The sequence below is a fragment of the Chloroflexota bacterium genome, assembly GCA_011322445.1.
In the GTDB taxonomy this organism is placed as follows: domain Bacteria; phylum Chloroflexota; class Anaerolineae; order Anaerolineales; family DRMV01; genus DRMV01.
Genome location: DRMV01000041.1, coordinates 86,477 through 104,930 on the forward strand (window position 1 = coordinate 86,477; position 18,454 = coordinate 104,930).

At 51.8% G+C, this 18,454-nt stretch carries 15 protein-coding genes; all 15 read left to right on the top strand.

The window, feature by feature from the left end; translation table 11 throughout:
• Positions 1 to 33 precede the first annotated feature (33 nt).
• The 15 genes from ENJ54_08655 (at position 34) to cas7c (ending at position 18,444) form a co-directional block, all read left to right on the top strand.
• Positions 34 to 1,368 carry a flippase gene (locus tag ENJ54_08655; protein ID HFC09901.1) on the top strand — a complete coding sequence of 445 codons (1,335 nt, stop codon included), beginning with the start codon at positions 34 to 36 and terminating at the stop codon, positions 1,366 to 1,368.
• Positions 1,188 to 2,639, top strand: coding sequence for a glycosyltransferase family 1 protein (locus ENJ54_08660; GenBank protein ID HFC09902.1), 1,452 nt, complete (start codon positions 1,188 to 1,190; stop codon positions 2,637 to 2,639). The genes ENJ54_08655 and ENJ54_08660 overlap by 181 nt, the downstream gene beginning before the upstream one ends.
• A complete protein-coding gene (locus ENJ54_08665; GenBank protein ID HFC09903.1) occupies positions 2,636 to 3,949 on the top strand; it encodes a hypothetical protein in 1,314 nt (437 codons plus the stop codon). Before ENJ54_08660 ends, ENJ54_08665 begins: the two co-directional genes overlap by 4 nt.
• Positions 3,946 to 5,142 (top strand): glycosyltransferase family 4 protein, encoded by a 1,197-nt coding sequence (locus tag ENJ54_08670; protein ID HFC09904.1) that lies wholly within the window; start codon positions 3,946 to 3,948, stop codon positions 5,140 to 5,142. Before ENJ54_08665 ends, ENJ54_08670 begins: the two co-directional genes overlap by 4 nt.
• Complete coding sequence (locus ENJ54_08675) at positions 5,132 to 6,241, top strand: glycosyltransferase (protein HFC09905.1); 1,110 nt, start codon at positions 5,132 to 5,134, stop codon at positions 6,239 to 6,241. The genes ENJ54_08670 and ENJ54_08675 overlap by 11 nt, the downstream gene beginning before the upstream one ends.
• Positions 6,242 to 6,246: 5 nt before the next feature.
• Positions 6,247 to 7,323, top strand: a complete 1,077-nt coding sequence (locus ENJ54_08680) for a UDP-N-acetylglucosamine 2-epimerase (non-hydrolyzing) (protein ID HFC09906.1) — start codon at positions 6,247 to 6,249, stop codon at positions 7,321 to 7,323.
• Positions 7,320 to 8,540 carry a glycosyltransferase WbuB gene (locus ENJ54_08685; GenBank protein HFC09907.1) on the top strand — a complete coding sequence of 407 codons (1,221 nt, stop codon included), beginning with the start codon at positions 7,320 to 7,322 and terminating at the stop codon, positions 8,538 to 8,540. Before ENJ54_08680 ends, ENJ54_08685 begins: the two co-directional genes overlap by 4 nt.
• Entirely contained in the window at positions 8,521 to 9,150 is a 630-nt protein-coding gene (locus tag ENJ54_08690) for a sugar transferase (GenBank protein ID HFC09908.1), read from the top strand. Before ENJ54_08685 ends, ENJ54_08690 begins: the two co-directional genes overlap by 20 nt.
• Positions 9,140 to 9,793 (top strand): acetyltransferase, encoded by a 654-nt coding sequence (locus tag ENJ54_08695; GenBank protein HFC09909.1) that lies wholly within the window; start codon positions 9,140 to 9,142, stop codon positions 9,791 to 9,793. The genes ENJ54_08690 and ENJ54_08695 overlap by 11 nt, the downstream gene beginning before the upstream one ends.
• A gap of 3 nt (positions 9,794 to 9,796) precedes the next feature.
• Positions 9,797 to 10,942: an aminotransferase class I/II-fold pyridoxal phosphate-dependent enzyme gene (locus ENJ54_08700; GenBank protein ID HFC09910.1), complete on the top strand. Its 1,146-nt coding sequence runs from the start codon at positions 9,797 to 9,799 to the stop codon at positions 10,940 to 10,942.
• 585 nt (positions 10,943 to 11,527) lie between these two features.
• The gene (locus ENJ54_08705) at positions 11,528 to 11,743 is read left to right on the top strand and encodes a winged helix-turn-helix domain-containing protein (GenBank protein ID HFC09911.1); all 216 of its coding nucleotides are present in this window, start codon (positions 11,528 to 11,530) and stop codon (positions 11,741 to 11,743) included.
• Between the two features lie 80 nt (positions 11,744 to 11,823).
• Complete coding sequence (gene cas3, locus ENJ54_08710; GenBank protein HFC09912.1) at positions 11,824 to 15,042, top strand: CRISPR-associated helicase Cas3'; 3,219 nt, start codon at positions 11,824 to 11,826, stop codon at positions 15,040 to 15,042.
• 116 nt (positions 15,043 to 15,158) lie between these two features.
• A complete protein-coding gene (gene cas5c / locus ENJ54_08715; protein ID HFC09913.1) occupies positions 15,159 to 15,812 on the top strand; it encodes a type I-C CRISPR-associated protein Cas5 in 654 nt (217 codons plus the stop codon).
• Positions 15,813 to 17,489, top strand: a complete 1,677-nt coding sequence (gene cas8c, locus ENJ54_08720) for a type I-C CRISPR-associated protein Cas8c/Csd1 (GenBank protein ID HFC09914.1) — start codon at positions 15,813 to 15,815, stop codon at positions 17,487 to 17,489.
• Between the two features lie 46 nt (positions 17,490 to 17,535).
• Positions 17,536 to 18,444, top strand: coding sequence for a type I-C CRISPR-associated protein Cas7/Csd2 (cas7c, locus tag ENJ54_08725; GenBank protein HFC09915.1), 909 nt, complete (start codon positions 17,536 to 17,538; stop codon positions 18,442 to 18,444).
• Positions 18,445 to 18,454: the final 10 nt, after the last annotated feature.

Below are 18,454 nucleotides of genomic sequence, written 5' to 3' on the forward strand. Positions count from 1 at the left end.
AGGATACTTCAAAAAGTACGATTAAGAGCCACTATGAATAAATTCTCAACAGGAGTGGGAATTACCTCCATTTCGCAGGTAATTAACTTGTCTTTAGGGGTATTTTCCTCTGTTATTTTGGCCAGAGTACTGGGGCCGGAAGGACGGGGAATTTATGGGTTGGCGATACTTTTACCATCTCTCATTGTAACTTTTGGAAATTTAGGCATTGGCTCGGCAACAGTTTACTACGTCGCCAGCAATGAGTTCTCCCGCCAAGAGATATTGGGGACGAATGTATTGTTGAGCATTCTTATTAGTGGGATTGGAATTGGTGTGGGGATAGTTATTGCTTTAGTTTTCCAAGACCCTCTTTTTTCAGGCGTACCCTTAAAATACCTTTTGCTGGCATTATCTCTCGTCCCTCTAAATTTGCTTTTCGCTTCTACCAGATACATTTTACTGGGTGCTCAGCACATTAAAGCATTCAATTATGTGCAAATTATTCGGTCTGTTGTGTTCCTTGCTTCTTTGGTGATCTCCCTGTTGGGGCTAAAAGGCAAAGTGAGTGGAGCAATCCTTGCGAATATAGTAACTTGGACAATTGTGGATATCTTTCTGCTTTACGTTGCGAAGAAGGTGGCTGGTGGAATTAAACTAGGGATCAATACTGTTTACCTGAAAAGGGCACTGACTTACGGTATCCAAGCACATGTCTCCAATGTTCTTAGTTTTCTTAACTATCGTGCAGATATGTTTCTTGTTAACGGTTTTTTGGGGCCATCTGCTGTAGGATTATATGCTGTAGGGGTAGGATTGGCAGAGAAAGTTTGGATGGTTTCTCAATCGGCCGGCACAGTGCTTTTCCCACGGGTAGCAAGCGAGCAAAAGGAAGAACGCCGCAAGCATTTCACGCCATTGGTAGCTCGTACTGTCCTTTGGGTTACGATAATTGGATCGTTGGTGCTCTTTTTTTTGAGCCGTTGGCTTATTCTTTTCCTCTACTCTAAGCCCTTTTTGCCCGCTGTAGGTGTGTTGCGCGCCTTGTTGGTTGGAATTACAGCGCTTAGCGTCAGTCGGGTCTTAGCTAATGATATCGCGGGACGTGGCCGCCCAATTTTAAATACCTATAGTGGAGCAGTTGTGGTTGCCTCTAATATCATTTTGAACCTGCTTTGGCTTCCTCGCTATGGAATTCTGGGCGCAGCATGGGCCTCTACAATCTCTTACAATATTTCTTTTGTGTTAGTTCTTTACTTCTACTCTCGTCTTTCGGGCAACCCCTGGTGGAAAGTTGTTTTGCCCCAGCGGGGCGATTGGGCACTGTATCTCAAGATGGGAAAGGCGCTCTTTCGATGGGGTTGGGGCAAAATTGGGATAAGGTCATGAATGGACCAATGAGAAAAAACAAAAGCACGAAAAGCAATAGCGGAAAGCGTTCCATTTTATTTATCTCCGCTCTTGATTTCTGGTCCTTGGGAAAAGGCAAAGGGGGGCCTGCTTTATATAAGGCATTGACAGGCTATGCCCAGCGTGGATGGGAGGTGTATTTCATTACTGGAAACCGCGCTAATGGTGATAATGAAGCCCACCATCTTAATATTCAAGTGATTCGATTTGATGCCCCCTGGTTGAAACGGCTAATGAAGATCAGAAAGGTAGGATTTTTTACCAGGGCCGTATGGTGGCTATACTTTCAAGTTGTGGCTTTCTTGAAAGCAATAAAACTGCATAGAACTGTGAAATTTGATGTGGTATACGGATATGAAATTTATGGGACTCCGGTGGCGAAGGTTTTGTCGAAGTTGTGGAGCACGCCTATGGTTGCGCGGTTTCAGGGGAGCATTGTGCAGTTGTTATGGAAGGGAAAACCCTTTTGGAGGATTAGGGCATGGGAACACGTCTTGGCCTTTAAGACATCAAGATTTTCTGATATCGTGATAATGACCAACGATGGTTCGCAGGGTGATCAATTGTTATCACAAATGAATGTAGATGCTAGAAAAATCCGTTTTTGGATGAATGGAGTGGATTGGTCACTTTTTGAGGAAATGCTTGGTTATAGTGATGCCAAAAAAAAGTTGAATATCAATGCTAAAAATGTACTTCTGGTAATTAGCCGACTTGTGAGCATCAAGCGGGTTGACCGTAGCATTCAGGCTCTCCCGGAAGTTCTGAAAGAATTTCCAGACGTACTTTTATTGATTGTAGGTGATGGTAATGAGCGCGAGCGCCTTGAGAAATTGGCAGAAGAATTGGGGGTGAGTGATAATGTGCGCTTTGAAGGGGCTGTCCCTCATAAAGATGTCCCTTTATACCTTGCGGCTGCAGACGTCTTCCTTTCTTTTTATGATTGGTCGAATGTAGGCAATCCTTTGCTTGAGGCCATGATGGCAGGCAAGAGCATCATAACACTCAATAATGGTGATACGGGGCAATTCATAACGAATGGCGTGAATGGAATCTTGTTGGAATATGAAGACATCCCCAACCTCCCTACTATCATTAAAAACTTACTTTCCGATAGGGGCCTCAGGGAGCGTTTAGGTGGTAATGCCCGCAAATTTGCTGAGGAACACTTCTGGAGCTGGGAGGAACGCATAGAGGCTGAAATCAGAGAAGTGCGGATGTTGGTGGAAAAGAGGAGGGAGAGAGAATGACCCTGCGCACGTTGGGAGGGGAAAAGCGGCATCAAATCGTTATGGCTTTGCCAAAGTGTAAAAGGAACGTAACGCCAGTGCTTCTTGTGCTCTCTGTGCTTTTTCCATACATTCGCCTTCCCGGAAGCATTCCTGATGTTCGCCCAGAGTTTGTTCTCATTTTGCTCACCTGGTCTTTGCTCTTCATTAACTTCATAAGAACCGGGCACCTTTGGCTTCGTGCCCAACCTGCCTATAAGTGGTTTGGGCTGTTTGGTGTTTCTATAGTGTTGTCTATGGCGTATGCTGGAATGTTCAAGGGGGAACCTGTCATCGCGCGCGATTGGTGGGAAGTGGTTAAGGTTTTCTTGTACTTTCTGCTTTTTGCTTTTGTTGCCAGTCAACGAGTGGGTCTGAAGACTTTCCGGCGATATTATCGGTTGTCATTGATTCTTTTTATGGTTTCTGCTTTTGTGGGATTTCTGCAGTATTTTAACTTTGCCGGGATCAATGAGGTTGTTTCTCCCTACTATGCCCCTACCCAGATGCGAGGATTGTTGGTTCATAGACGGATTACAGGGACTACACCCAACCCCAACGAATTCGGTGCGCTTATGGTTTTGTCCGTTTCTCTGGCATTGGCCGGCGTACTGTTTTTCAGAGATAAAAAATTCAGGCGATTAAGTTGGGCAAGTCTGATAATCTCTTGGGTGGCTCTTGTGCTAACTTTGTCCAGAACGTCTTTGGTCTCAGCCCTCGTAAGCACGGGTATTATTTTGGGGATATTTACGAAACAGCGAGGCGTGTGTTTGAAATGGAAATTTAGAAGATGGATGTTGCTTTTGCTTTTTGGGGTTATTGCAGGGGGAATAACTGTTTATGTTTTGCCCCAGAGAAGTCTGGCTCGCTATGCCCAACTTTCTAATATTTCCGGAGCAACAAGCTGGCAAGCGAGACTTGTTAACTGGCGCAATAATGTTGGCATATGGCAAACATCGCCTGTCTTTGGCTGGGGCCCTGGCAAGGCCAACATGGGCACAATCGTAGATAACGAATGGTTGCTTTTGCTAAGAAGGTATGGCGTTGTCGGCCTATCCGTTTTTCTAACCTTATTCTTGAGCCTATTCTTTGGCCTTTCACGCATCCGTGCGAGAAATCCCCAGTTTGAAATTATGGCTTATACAACAGCCTTGCAGGGTACATTTATCGGTTACGGGGTGTATATGGTCTTGGCCTCCGTGTATCACTCTTTTCAGTTGATGGCGGTCTTTATCGTGTTCTTAGGTTTGGCTTATTCGCAAAATCTGTCTCCACAAAGGGGATTGAGATGAAGAGAGTGCTTCATATCACGCATCTATACCCGAAACCATACGATCCAATGCTGGGTATTACAATGCATCATCAAGTCAAAACTTTGCAAGAATTTGGGTGGTTCTCCAAAGTCATAGCGCCTGTCCCGTGGTCTCCTTTCCCTGTAAATCGCTTTTCTCAGAAGTGGGAGGCTTATTCTAGGGTCCCAAGGTATGATGTAATTGAGGGAATAGAAGTATACTATCCCCGCTATTTGGCTTTTCCTAAAGCGTGGTTTTTTACGATATCGGCTCGCTTTATGTACTTTAGTATTTTGTCCGTTGCGAAAAAGATAAGGGAGGCGTTCTCTTTTGACTTGATACATGCCCACATGGCTTTACCCGATGGCTTTGCCGCGATGTTACTGAGTGAGCTGTTTGGAATCCCTTTTGTCGTCACCTACCAAGCCACCGACACGGATATTACATTACAACGGGGCACAGGCTGCGCCAGCATGTTGCATACAGTGTTCAAATCCGCCGCGGCCGTTATTTCCCCAAGCCCCCGTCTTACTCAAGACTTTGTCGCTCTTTTTGGTTTTAAGCCTACAGATGTGCCTTATGGAATCTATCTAGAGGATATTGTGGATGCGCCGTCTTCTTTTCCTTTGACAAAGTATCAAGATAAGCGAGTATTGTTAAGTGTGTCTCGATTGCTTCCCACAAAGGGTATCGATTTAGTTCTTAGAGCCTTGCCTTATTTAGTGCAAAAATATGATAATTTGCAGTATGTAATTGTGGGAGATGGGGGAGAACGTGTGAAATTAGAAGAAATGACACGAGATTTAAATCTAACCCAGTATGTCGACTTCATAGGGTGGGTACCGCACGAAAGAGCGATGGAATATATGGCTCGTGCTGACGTTTTTACCTTGCCCAGTTGGCAGGAAACTTTTGGATTGGTTTACATTGAAGCAATGGCGCACGGAAAACCTATTGTGGCGGTCAAAGGACAAGGGGTTGATGGTATCGTGAGACATGGTGAAACGGGGCTCCTTGTGAAACCGCGCGATGTAAACGCCCTCGTTAAAGCCATAGATTTTCTCTTTAGTCACCCAGAGGAAGCACGAGCCATGGGCAAACGAGCCCGCAAACTTGTTCTGGAAAACTACACTTGGGAGAAAAATGCTGAAAAGACAATCAAAGTTTATGAAGAGGTGTTGAATGGCGCCTAAGGTGTGCGTTTTAACCACCGTCCATCCTCCTTTCGACACCCGCATCTTCCACAAAGAGGCGCGGACTTTGGTCGCAGCAGGCTATGACGTAGCGCTAATTGCTCAGCACAAAGAAAATGGGGTTGTAGATGGTGTAAAGGTTGTCGCTCTCCCTAAACCGAAAAACAGGGTTACCCGCATTTTCGGCCTCACCTGGACTGCCTTCCGCCTGGCGCTGGGGCAAAGGGCAGATGTGTATCACTTCCACGATCCCGAATTGATACCCTTGGGACTGGCACTCAAGATCCTGACATCTGCACGGGTAGTGTACGATATCCACGAAGACTACCCCCGTCAGATTCTCTCCAAGCCGTGGATACCTTTTGCATTCCGCAAGCCCATCGCCTGGGGGATGGGGCTGTTGGAACGCCTGGCAGCCGGGTGCTTCGACGGTTTGGTTGCCGCCACGCCGGGAATTGCTCGCCGTTTTCCCCCTTCCAAAACCGTGATTGTGCGCAATTTTCCCTGTGTAGAGGAATTAACCTTCGATCAGGAGGAAGCGATTCCGTACCCTGAACGCCCCCACTGGGTGGTTTACGTGGGTGGAATTGCTTCTGTTCGCGGTGCAATTGAAATGGTCAAGGCTATAGCACAGGCAAAGACACCTGCTCAACTTGTATTCGCGGGGCGTTTTGAATCGGCAACTTTGCAAGACACTTTGACGTCTTTTCCAGGGTGGCAGCGCACTCGTTTCTTGGGGTGGTTGGGCCGCCCCCAGGTGAGGGATTTATTGGGAAAGGCGCGTGTGGGATTGGTGCTTCTCCATCCTCTTCCAAGGTATCGGGAAGCCTGGCCTGTCAAACTCTTTGAGTACATGGCCGCGGGCATTCCCTTTGTGGCTTCTGATTTCCCCCTCTGGCGCGAACTGGGTGAAGGCGCGGGGTTGTTCGTTGACCCTTTAGACCCATCGGCCATCGCCCAGGCCATCGACTGGCTACTTGCCCACCCTGAAGAGGCCGAGGCCATGGGCCAGCGGGGGCGTGAACGGGTTCTGAAGGAGTACAATTGGGATGCTGAGGCCCAAAAACTTTTGAAGTTGTATGAGAGGCTTTTGCCGTGAAAATTGTGTCGGTCGTCGGCGCTCGCCCCCAATTCGTCAAGGCCGCGGTGGTGTCGCGGGCTTTGCAGCAACGCCCCGAGGTGCAGGAGGCCCTGCTCCATACGGGGCAGCACTATGATAAGAATATGAGCCAGGTCTTCTTTGAAGAACTGGAAATTCCTCAGCCGGAATATAACCTGGGCATTGGCGGCGGAACGCATGGCCAGAATACCGGGCGGATGATAGAGGCGATCGAGGCGGTGCTTCTTCAGGAGCGCCCCGATTGGGTGCTGGTGTACGGTGACACCGATAGCACCCTGGCGGGCGCGCTGGCTGCAGTCAAACTGCACATTCCCATCGCGCATGTGGAAGCCGGGTTGCGCTCCTTCAACCGCCAGATGCCCGAAGAGATCAACCGGGTGCTCACCGACCATGCTGCCGATCTGCTCTTTGCCCCGACCCAAACGGCGGTGGCCAACCTGCAGCGGGAAGGCATCCCTGCAAAGCGTATCGCGATGGTGGGGGACGTGATGTACGATGCCGCCCTGTACTATGCCACTAAGGCGGAGCAGCGCTCGCGCATTCTCTCTGCCCTGGGGTTTGCGCCGCGGGGGTACATCCTTGCTACCGTCCATCGGGCGGAAAACACCGACGCCCCTGAACGGCTGCGGGCCATTGTCGTAGCCCTGGAGCGGGTGGCGCAGGAAATCCCGGTGGTGCTGCCTCTTCACCCGCGTACCCGCAAAGCCCTGGAAGCCCACAGTCTGTGGGGAAATATCCAGCACATCCGCCTGATCGACCCCGTAGGCTATCTGGACATGGTGATGCTGGAAAAGCACGCCCGGCTCATTGCCACTGATTCGGGTGGTGTGCAGAAGGAGGCTTACTTCCACCGGGTGCCCTGCGTGACCTTGCGCGCCGAGACGGAGTGGGTGGAGCTGGTAGAGACGGGCTGGAACGTACTCCTTCCGCCCATTTCAGCGGAAGCGGTCTGGCGGGGGATCCTTTCCCGCCTGGATCGCCCTGGTCAGGCTGGGGCACTGTATGGCGATGGCCACGCGGCCGAGAGGATCGTGCAATCCTTGTGGGGGGCCCGGCCATGAAGGTCTGGCTGGTCAATCACTATGCCCTGCCGCCGCAACGCTCCGGCGGCACCCGGCATTACTCTCTGGCCCGAGGGTTGATCCGCCGCGGACACGATGTCACGTTGATTGCCTCCAGCGTGGACTATATGCGGCGCCAGGAAAGCCATTTGGCTCCAGGTGAGCAGGCTCGCCTGGAGATTCAGGATGAAGTACCTTTCCTTTGGCTACGTACTCCCCCTTACCAGGGCAATTCCTTGCGCCGGGTGGCGAATATGTTGGCCTTTGCCAGGCGGGTGCGCACCGTCGTGCCCCGCCGCCTGGCGCGCCCCGACGTCATCGTTGGCTCCACCCCCCATCTCTTTGGGGCCTGGGCGGCTTACCGCCTGGCCCGTCGTCTGGGCGTTCCTTTCGTGTTGGAAGTGCGGGACCTGTGGCCGCAGACTTTGATTGATTTGGGCGGTTTTTCCCCCTACCATCCCTTCATCTTGCTCCTGGCTGCCCTGGAGCGGACGCTGTATCGCCGCGCCCATGCCATCGTCTCCCTGCTTCCGGGAGGCCCGGACTATATCGCCCAAAAGGTGGGGCGGCAAGAGGGGGTGTTCTGGATTCCCAATGGCGTGGACTTTTCTCTGATCCCTGATCCGGTTCCCCCGCCACCTGGTGAGCCTTTCGTAGTGATGTACGCCGGTGCCCATGGTCTGGCCAATGGCCTGGACGTGGCTCTGGCGGCTGCCCGCCAACTTCAGCAACAGGGCTGGGGGGAGCGAGTGCAGTTTCGCTTTGTGGGCGATGGCCCGGAAAAGGCGCGCCTGATGGCGCAGGCCGCAGCGTGGCGGCTCACCAATGTACAATTCGAGCCGCCGGTGTCTAAAGCGGAGATATATCATTATTTGCAGGAGGCAGGTGCCTTTTTGTTAATTGTGAGAAAATCTTCCTTGTATCAGTGGGGGTTCAGCATGAACAAACTTTTCGACTATTTAGCAATGGCGCGGCCCATTATCATCTCAAATGTCAGTAAATATAATCCTGTAAAGAAGGATCAGGCAGGTATCGTTGTGCCTCCCGACGACCCCGACGCACTGGCCCGGGCTATCCAGCAACTGGCACAGACGTCTCCCGAGGAGCGCTGGGCTATGGGGCTGCGTGGCCGCGCCTATGTGGAGCAAGAGCACAACCTGGACCGGCTGGCCGAACGCCTGGAGCAGGTGCTACAATATGCCCAAACCGCGTTATAACCCTACTTTCAAACGGTTGCTGGATGTCATCGTGGCTTCGGTAGCCTTGCTGGTGCTGGCGCCATTGTTGCTTGTCCTTGCATTGCTCATCCGTTGGAAGTTGGGCACACCCATCCTCTTCCGCCAGCGCCGCCCTGGCTTGCACGGCAAACCTTTTATCCTTTACAAGTTCCGCACCATGACCGACGCGCACGATGCGCTGGGCAACCTTCTGCCCGACGAGCAGCGTCTTACCCGCCTGGGGCGCTTCCTGCGCAGCACCAGCCTGGACGAACTGCCGGAACTGTGGAATGTCCTCAAGGGAGACATGAGCCTGGTAGGGCCTCGTCCACTACTTATGGAGTACCTGCCCCTGTACACCCCCGAACAGTTCCGGCGTCACGAGGTCAAACCGGGAATGACTGGCTGGGCACAGATCCACGGGCGCAACGCGCTGACATGGGAAGAGCGCTTTGCCCTGGACGTCTGGTACGTGGACCATCTCTCATTGTGGCTGGACATGAAAATTCTGGCCCTGACGCTTTGGAAAGTGTTGATGCAGGAAGGGATTTCCCACCCTGGCAGCAAAACCATGCCTAAATTTACAGGAAGCAGCCGCCGTGAAACCTGAAAGAATCCTTCTGATTGGAGCAGGCGGCCACGCGCAGGTCATCGCCGATGCCCTGATGGCAATGCAGACCACGGGCGCAGAGATTGAAATTGTCGGTTTTTTGGATGATGACCCTGCTTTACAAGGCCAAATGCTGATGGGGTTACCTATCTTAGGCCCCCTTGCTGTCTGGCGGCAGATAGCGCACGATGCGCTGATCGTTGCCATTGGACACAACGCTACGCGGGCGCGTTTACACCGAGCATTTCGCGCCGCAGGGGCCCGCTTTTTTACGGCCCGGCACCCACAAGCCGTGATCGCCCCCGGTGTTTCTCTGGGCGAAGGCACGGTGGTGATGGCGGGGGTGGTCGTCAATACAGGCAGCATAATTGGCGAGGGGGTTATCCTCAACACGGGATGTACTGTCGATCACCACAACCGCATCGGTGCTTTTGCACACATTGCCCCTGGGGCGCACTTAGCCGGTGAAGTCAGTGTAGGGGAAGGTGCTTTGATTGGTGTGGGCGCGGCTGTGATTCCACAACAACGCATCGGCTCTTGGGCTGTAGTGGGGGCCGGAGGAGTAGTCGTGCGCGAGGTGCCCCCTGAAACGACGGTGGTTGGCATACCGGCGCGGCCTTTCGCGGCGCGCGAGGAGACATAAACCATGGCAAACCCTCGACTGTACCTTTCCCCTCCTCACATGTCGGGGCTGGAATGGGAGTTCCTCAAAGAGGCTTTCGAAAGCGGCTGGATTGCACCGCTTGGCCCCCAGGTAGAAGCCTTTGAACAGGAATTCGCGGCGAAGGTGGGGGCAAAACACGCTTTGGCTCTTAGCGCAGGCACTGCAGCCATTCATCTGGCATTGATTCACCTGGGCGTAGGGCCGGGGGATGAAGTCTTCGTTTCTACACTGACCTTCGCTGCCAGCGCCAACCCCATCGTGTACCAGGGGGCACGGCCAGTCTTCATCGATAGCGAGCGCACTTCCTGGAACATAGACCCTGATCTGTTGGAAGACGCTCTCAAACGCAAAGCCAGAGCAGGAAAATTACCCAAAGCGGTGATTGTCGTCCATCTTTACGGTCAACCGGCCAATATGGACGCGATCATGGAAATTTGTCAACGCTATCATATCCCTGTGGTGGAAGACGCTGCAGAGGCATTGGGGGCGACTTACAAAGGGCATTCACCAGGCACTTTTGGTGCGGCGGGTATTTTCTCCTTCAACGGGAACAAAATTATTACCACTTCTGGCGGGGGCATGTTGGTTTCCGACGATGCAGCATTCATTGCTCATGCACGCAAACTCGCAACCCAGGCCCGAGAGCCCGCCCCCCATTATGAACACAAGGAAATTGGATACAATTACCGTATGAGCAACATCCTGGCTGCAATAGGACGGGGGCAACTGCGGGTATTGGATGAGCGAGTTCGACAGAAACGGGAAATTTTTACTGCCTATAAGCAAGCCCTTGAAGACATTCCTGGCCTGAATTTCATGCCCGAGGCCCCGTGGGGGCGTGCAACCCGCTGGTTGACCGTTATCACCATCGACCCGAAGGAATTCGGAGCGACGCGCGAAGACATCCGTTTGGCGTTAGAAGCCGAGAATATCGAAGCCCGCCCTGTGTGGAAACCCATGCACTTGCAACCTGTATATCAAGCCTGCGAATACATTGGTCGGGGAATCTCCGATAATCTCTTTGCGAATGGGCTTTGTTTGCCCTCTGGGACCCAATTGACTTCCACAGATATTGAAAGGGTGGTTTCCGTGATTCGCAAAGTTCATTTCAACCGACCAAGCCAATAGCCCCCGCACGCGGAAAAGAACAATTCAGGGGCCCCGTAATGACGTAAAACGTCTCCTTCATGACTGGGCTATCAAGCGTGTCAAACAATACCAGCATTCCTGGGAACAACAAAGAGGGAAATCGCGGGGGCAGCGACTTTTGTTCCCTTTCTGTGTTGTTTATGGTTGTTTGCGCTCAGACCAACAACGTCATGCCCCTGCGTTGTGACGACAGGTCGTTCCCAGCGCCCATCTTCTGGCTGCCCGCCAGAGGGGGTGACGGTGGTCGCATTCCTGTGCCTATGCATGGGTACCGCTGGGAGGCAGGATTTTCCTCCTGCGGCGGCGTTTCTGCACTATGCCCCACCTTCGGGTGGGGTTTGGCGTTTAATGCGCAGCGCCATTGCCTTGTAAAGAGAGAGCAGGCGCATAATTCCCTCAGAGAGCATCAATTCTCCAAAAGAACGTGTCGTTGGTGCAGAATACAACGATTCCAGTGTTTGTGAGCAGCGTTTGGCCGTAAAAGTGGAGAAAAAGCCCTGATGTTGCAAACCCTGCAACATGCCACCTCTATCCTGAAGCAAAACCCTGGCTGGAGGTGGCAAAATGCCTGTTTGGCGAAAACGAAACCAGGCCGAATATGAACGGATGGCCGCACTCATTCAGGAAAACCCCGGCATCAGGCCGGCTGCCCTGGCACAGCGCCTGGGGGTTGCCCGTTCTACGGTGCAAAGGCGCCTGCCATCTCTGGAAGAGATGGGATACCTGCTGTACGAAGACCAGAGCGGTCGCCTCTTTTTCTGGCGGAAGGTGAAACGATAACCTGCGCCGTTGTTGCGGAATGGAAAGGCCTTCTGTGCTATAGTGGTACAAAGCCACCATCTTGCTCAAAGGAGGGAACATTGGCCGAAAAAAGCGCCAGCAAGGCAACCCGCTTGCAACAGATGCTGATGTTGCTGTTGGAGTATCCCGAGGGTCTCAGCCGCGCCGAGGTCGCCCGGCGGCTGGGCGTGCACCGTTCCACCGTGGGGCGCTATGTGGAAGACCTCTCGCAACTCGGCATCCCCATTTGGGAAGACGAGCGCCGCATTGGCATCCTGCGCGACCGCTATCAAGTGCGCATTAGCGTGAACATGCACGAGGCTTTGGCGCTGCACTTGGCCACGCGCCTGCTCACCACCCGCACTGACAAACACTACCCCCACGCCGCCAGCGCGCTGCGCAAACTGGGCGAGGCATTGAAGCACCTGGCGCCTCTGATCAGCGAGCACATGATGCGCTCGGCGGCAGTGCTGGAAGGCCCCCATCGCCGCCACGACAGTGCGTTTTTGGAAGTGCTGGAAGCCCTGACCCGCGCCTGGTCGCGCGGCGAAAAGGTCAAAGTCACCCATGAGATGGAAGACGGCCAGACCTTCGCCTACAAGTTTGCCCCCTATTTCATCGAGCCGTATGCCGTAGGCCGCACCATGCACGTCATCGGCTTCCGCGAGCCGCCGGGGGCCATCCGCACTTTCAAGATTGAGCGCATTCGCACCGTGCGACCTTTGGGCGAAAAATACACCATCCCGCCGGACTTCGACCCCACCGAGTACCTCAAAGACGCCTGGGGCATCTGGGTATCGGAGAAAGCGCCGACCGAGATCGTGCTCCGCTTCAGCCCGCGGGTCGCCAAACGGGTGGGCGAGACGCTGTGGCATCACACCCAGGTGCTGGAACCCCAGCCCGATGGCGCGCTCGTCTGGCGGGCGTGGGTGGCCGACTGGCGTGAAATGCTCCCCTGGATTCGCGGCTGGGGGGCGGATGTGGAAGCACTGGCGCCCGAGGCGTTAAGGAAAAGGTTGCAGCAGGAGGTAGGCAAGTTGGCGAATTTGTATGGAATCTTAATTGAGCGAACACTTCCTCAATTCATTGCACATACAAGAAATGAACAAGGTCAATATCATGATCTGGTGAAGCATTTGCTAAACGTAGCAAAATTAGCGTCCGCGTTTGCTGCAAACCTCCAAGCGGCAGATGTGGCCTATTACTTGGGTTTGTGGCATGACTTAGGCAAATTTCACCCAGATTTTCAGCGTTATTTATGGGATGCAGATGCTGGGATTAAGCGTAAAGGGCCTGATCATAAAGCCGCAGGCGCGCGGGTTGCTGTTAAGCATCTCGGGGACTTTTTGGGCATGTTGATACAGGGACACCACGGCGGTTTGCAGTCTCCCAGTGATTTTAGATCTTGGTATGAGCGAAATAAAGGTGCAGCAGAACAATCTTTAACGGTCGCAAGAACAGTGTTGGACTTTGAACCAACCAGTCCGATTTCTTTTCCTCAACATGTATTGAGAAATCACCGTAATGGGGAGAAAAATCGTCGGAGTGGGGAGTTCTTTGCCCGCATGTTATTTTCATCTCTGGTAGATGCTGATTTTTTGGATACAGAAGCGCACTTTAAACCGGCAAAAGCGAGGCAACGGGGTAATTGGGCTGATATTTCAGATCTGTGGGAGCGTTTTCAGAAAGATCAGCAACGGTTGGTAAAGAAAGCGAATCAGGCATTAAAAATCAACCGGATCCGATCTGAGATTTACGAAGAGGCCAAAAAGGCCGCCGAATACCCTCCCGGTTTGTTTCGTTTGACGGTGCCCACTGGCGGGGGAAAAACGCGTTCGGCAATGGGGTTTGCCCTGCGCCATGCTGTTAAACATGGTCAGAATCGTATCATTGTCGTTGTACCATATATAACGATTACGCAGCAGACGGCGAATACATATAGGGAAATTTTTGAAGTGGCTGGCGAAGATGGAATTGTTGTTCTAGAGCATCATAGCAACATATTCAGGAATGGAACAATCCCCGAAACTTGGCGATTGGCATCGGAAAATTGGGATGCTCCCATTATAGTGACGACAACAGTGCAGTTTTTTGAAAGCCTGTTTGCGAATAGCACAAGCCAGACTCGCAAATTACATCGCATTGCAAATAGCGTGGTGATTTTGGATGAAGCCCAATCCTTGCCCCCTCACTTATTAGAGCCGATGCTGGATGCTATTCAAGAGTTGTGTACACATTATCACACTACGGTCGTATTGTCGACCGCCACGCAACCCGCTTTTGAGGTCTTTGCTCCTTTCCGCAGCCTGGTGCAGGAATTGAACGCCCGAGAAATTGTTCCAAACTCTGAACGATATTTTCACGAATTGAAACGTGTTGAATTTGAGTGGCATTTGAAACGGCCTTTGTCATGGGAGCAGGTGGCTGACATTATGCGAATGGAACGCCATTCGTTGGCAATCTGCAATACAAAAGATGATGCACTGGCCTTGTTGGATGCGCTAGACGACCCGAACGCGTTGCACCTTTCCACACGGCTTTGCGGAAAACACCGGGATGCCGTCATCAATGAGATTTTAAACCGCTTACGTGAAGGGCAGCCTTGTCGTGTGGTTGCGACTCAAGTGGTTGAATCTGGTGTAGATATAGATTTTCCGTTAGTATTGCGCGCTTTAGGCCCTCTGGATGGCATTATTCAGGCTGCTGGGCGCGCAAATCGCGAAGGGAAGCGGCACAGAGGACGAGTCGTTGTCTTCGAGCCAGAGCAAGGCCATTTGCCACGGGGTGTTTACAGGCAAGCGGTTGAGATCACACGCATGTTGTTGAAGGAATTGCCGGATATTTACAGTCCAGAGGCTATCCATGCATACTTTTCATCTTTGTATAAACTCGCTCAACAAGATCATAATGCTTTGGGGAAAACCATTCAGCAATACCGTGAGAATTGGGATTTCCCCGAGGTTGCCCGCCGTTTTCGGCTGATACCAGACGATACGGTAAATGTGGTGATCACCTCATATGGGAGTGAGAAAGAACAGGCAGAAGTCCGCTCTATTTTGAGCGCTTTATATGCGGGCGCGCCACTTACACGCGAGAGAATGCGCGCTTTGCAGCCTTATTTGGTCACTTTGCCACGCTATCGGGCAGCAACATGTTTGCACGCCGGGCTCTTGATGCCTCAAACATCAGAAGGATTTGGAGGGCAAATGTGGGAATGGAAGGGAAATTATGATGAGCGTCGAGGCATTGTATTAAGTGACTGTGAACCTGGCGAAGGAAAAGCGGTGATCTTCTCTTGACGTTTTCCTCGCTGCGTGCTATGATACTTTTGTCTTTCCATTACCAACCAATCACATGGAAAGTGGATTGAAATCATGTTATCGGCTGGTACATCTCAAGAAAGGAGGGCGGCTCTATGTCCCAAAGTGATGATTTTCCCTTATTGAGCGTGCGGGTGTGGGGTCACTATGCCTGCTTTACCCGCCCCGAAATGAAGGCAGAGCGTGTTACTTATCCGGTGCCCCCCCCATCTGCGGCCCGCGGAATTTTGGAGGCTATTTTCTGGAAACCGGAATTCGTGTGGCGGGTGAGAGAAATTTGGGTGCTCAAACCAATTCGGTATTTCTCGATTCTGCGCAATGAAGTGAACGAACCTGCTAGTCATCGCGCTGCAAGGTCTTGGGTGGGGAGCCATAAAGGGTACGTTGCCCAATTTCATCGTGCTCAACGCCACACACTGGCATTGCGAGACGTAGAATACATTATTCGAGCCCGCATTGATGTGAAGCCTTATGTTGACGCGAACCCGGCCAAATATGTTGCTCAATTTAAACGCCGGTTACGCCGTGGGGCGTGTTTCCATCGCCCTTATTTGGGCACGCGCGAGTTCGCAGCATATTTCTCTGAACCCATGGGGGATGAGCAGCCCATTGATCTTAGCATGGAGATCGGGCGCATGCTCTACGATTTGGACTACAAAGATGACGGGCGCGGTACCCCTCGTTTTTTCTCTGCTCGTTTGGAAAGGGGGATACTGCGCGTCCCTGTGTTGTCTTCGGAGGGAGTTTAGATGTTATTGCAACAGCTCATTGAACTGGCGTCTCGATTGGAACAACAAGGCAATTTGGCCCCGCCCGTGCATCGCAATAAGGGGGTGCGCTATATGTTGAGCCTGGATAGCCAGGGCCGGTTGCGAAATCCTCACCCCATAGATTTAACTAAGGAAGACGGGACGTTGCCTCGTTGGATTTTGCCGGATACAGTGAAGGCCTCGGGCATTAAGCCTATCTTGTTGGCCGACAACGCAGAATATACCTTAGGTATCGGACGGTCTGAATCCAAACCGGAGCGAGTACGCAAGTGCCACGCCGCTTATCTGAGCCTGATTAGAGATTGTGCTGACCATACGCAAGAGCCGGCGGTCATGGCGGTGCTTCAATTTCTTGAAAATGACCCTCTGCAGCATCTTGTTTTACCTGATAATTTCGATGCCGGCGGCATCATTGTGTTTGAAGTCGATGGAAAACTGGTGCATGAGATCACTGCTGTGCGCGATTTTTGGATTGAGCACAATATGCCTAGGGGCAACGTTATGGAGTGCATTGCGTGTGGAGAGCGTAAGCCTGTTTTGCCTAGACTCAAGGGAAAAATCAAAGGGATCCCTGGAGGGCAAAGTTCAGGTACATCGCTTATTTCTGCCAACAAAACCGCATTCGAGTCTTATGGGCTTAAGAATTCCTTGATTGCTCCCATTTGCTTTGAGTGCAGTGAGCGCTTCACGAAAGCGTTGAATTTCTTGCTGGCAAATGATAAACATCATTTGGTCTTTGGACAGAAGTTGGTATTTGTGTTTTGGACGAGAGACCCCGTAGAGTGGAACCCTCTTTCCTTTTTGCAACGTCCCGATCCTCAAGATGTACAAAATCTACTGGACGCATCACAACGTCCCAGCAAATGGAATCCCAATTTGGATACTACGTCGTTTTACGCTGCTTCTCTCTCGGCTAGCGGAGGGCGCGCCGTCATTCGCGATTGGATTGATACGACGGTTGGCGAGGTGAAAGAACATTTGCGCCAATGGTTTGCTGCTCAAGCCATGGTAAATGCACACGGCGATTTATCTCAGCCTTTAAGCATTTATGCTTTGGCTGGAGCCACGGCTATGGATTTAGGCAAGGTAACCACTTCGACTTACCAGACGTTGTTGCGGGCCAGTTTAATGGGGTCTCCATTACCCTGGAATCTATTGCAACAGGCTGTTAGGCGGAATGTGAGTGAACGGCGTGTAACGCATGCTCGCGCCGCTTTAATTAAACTCGTTTTTGTCACCCGTAACCTAATCAAGGAGGATGATATGTCGCAATTGGAAACTCCCCCTCCCGAGTTTTCTCTGGCTTATCATTGTGGCCGTTTGCTTGCAGTGTTGGAGAATATTCAATACGAAGCACTGGGTAAAACAAACACCACTATCGTCGATCGTGCTTATGGTGGCGCTTCTACATCCCCCGCGTATGTATTTGGGCGCTTACTCACCCGAGCCCAAAGCCATCTTTCCAAACTCCGTCGCCAGAAAAAATCGGCGTATGTTTTTGCGCAAAACGAACTGAGTGATGTGTTATCACACATCACTGTATTCCCGACCACACTGACCATGCAGGAGCAGGGCTTCTTCGCTCTTGGTTACTACCACCAGCGCGCCCGCAAATGGCAACGTATTAGCGAACGTTCGACTGCCAATGAACAATGAGATTTGAGTCTTTTGTCCAATTTCACGCTATCTGAGGAGGTTTCTCATGTCAACAAAATCTTATCTCGATGTCAACCGTCGCCATGACTTTGTGCTGTTCTTTGATGTACAAGATGGCAACCCAAACGGCGATCCTGATGCGGATAATATGCCTCGCGTCGATCCGGAGACGATGCAAGGGCTTGTAACCGATGTTTCCATAAAGCGCCGTGTTAGAGACTGGGTTGACGCCATACGCGGTTCAGAGGAAAAATACAAAATCTATGTACAAAGTGGCGAAGCATTGATCACTAAACACAAGCGAGCATATACGGCGCTGGGGCTTGAATCTACTGGTTCAAAGCAAGCCCGGGAAGACGTTGAAAAAGCCCGCCGGTGGATGTGTGAAAACTTCTATGACATTCGTGCTTTTGGCGCGGTAATGACGGTCGGCGTAAATTGCGGACAAGTGCGCGGCCCGATTCAACTAACGTTTGCCCGTTCCATTCATCCTATTGCCCCGCTGGATATTTCCATTACACGCGTCGCAGTTACGAAGGAAGAGGACTTGGTGGCAGTGACGGAAGATGGCAAAACAAAAGGCAAGGTAAGCGAAATGGGACGAAAGCCTATCTTGCCGTACGGGTTGTACCGTGCACATGGTTTTTTCAATCCCTACTTTGCCAGGCAGACAGGTTTTACATCAGAAGACTTGGAACTGTTTTGGAACGCTTTGCAAAACATGTGGGATTTCGACCGCTCTTCCTCTCGCGGTTTGATGGCTTTCCGCGGCCTTTATATTTTCTCCCATGAGAAAATGCTGGGGAATGCGCCCGCTCATAAATTATTCGATTTGGTTCACGTCTCGCTTGTTGAAGATAAAGACGTTGCCGTGCCGCGCAAATTCTCGGACTATATCATCACCGTTGACCATCCCAATCTTCCCCCCGGCGTTGAACTGACCGAGATACTCTGACCTTTTCTGG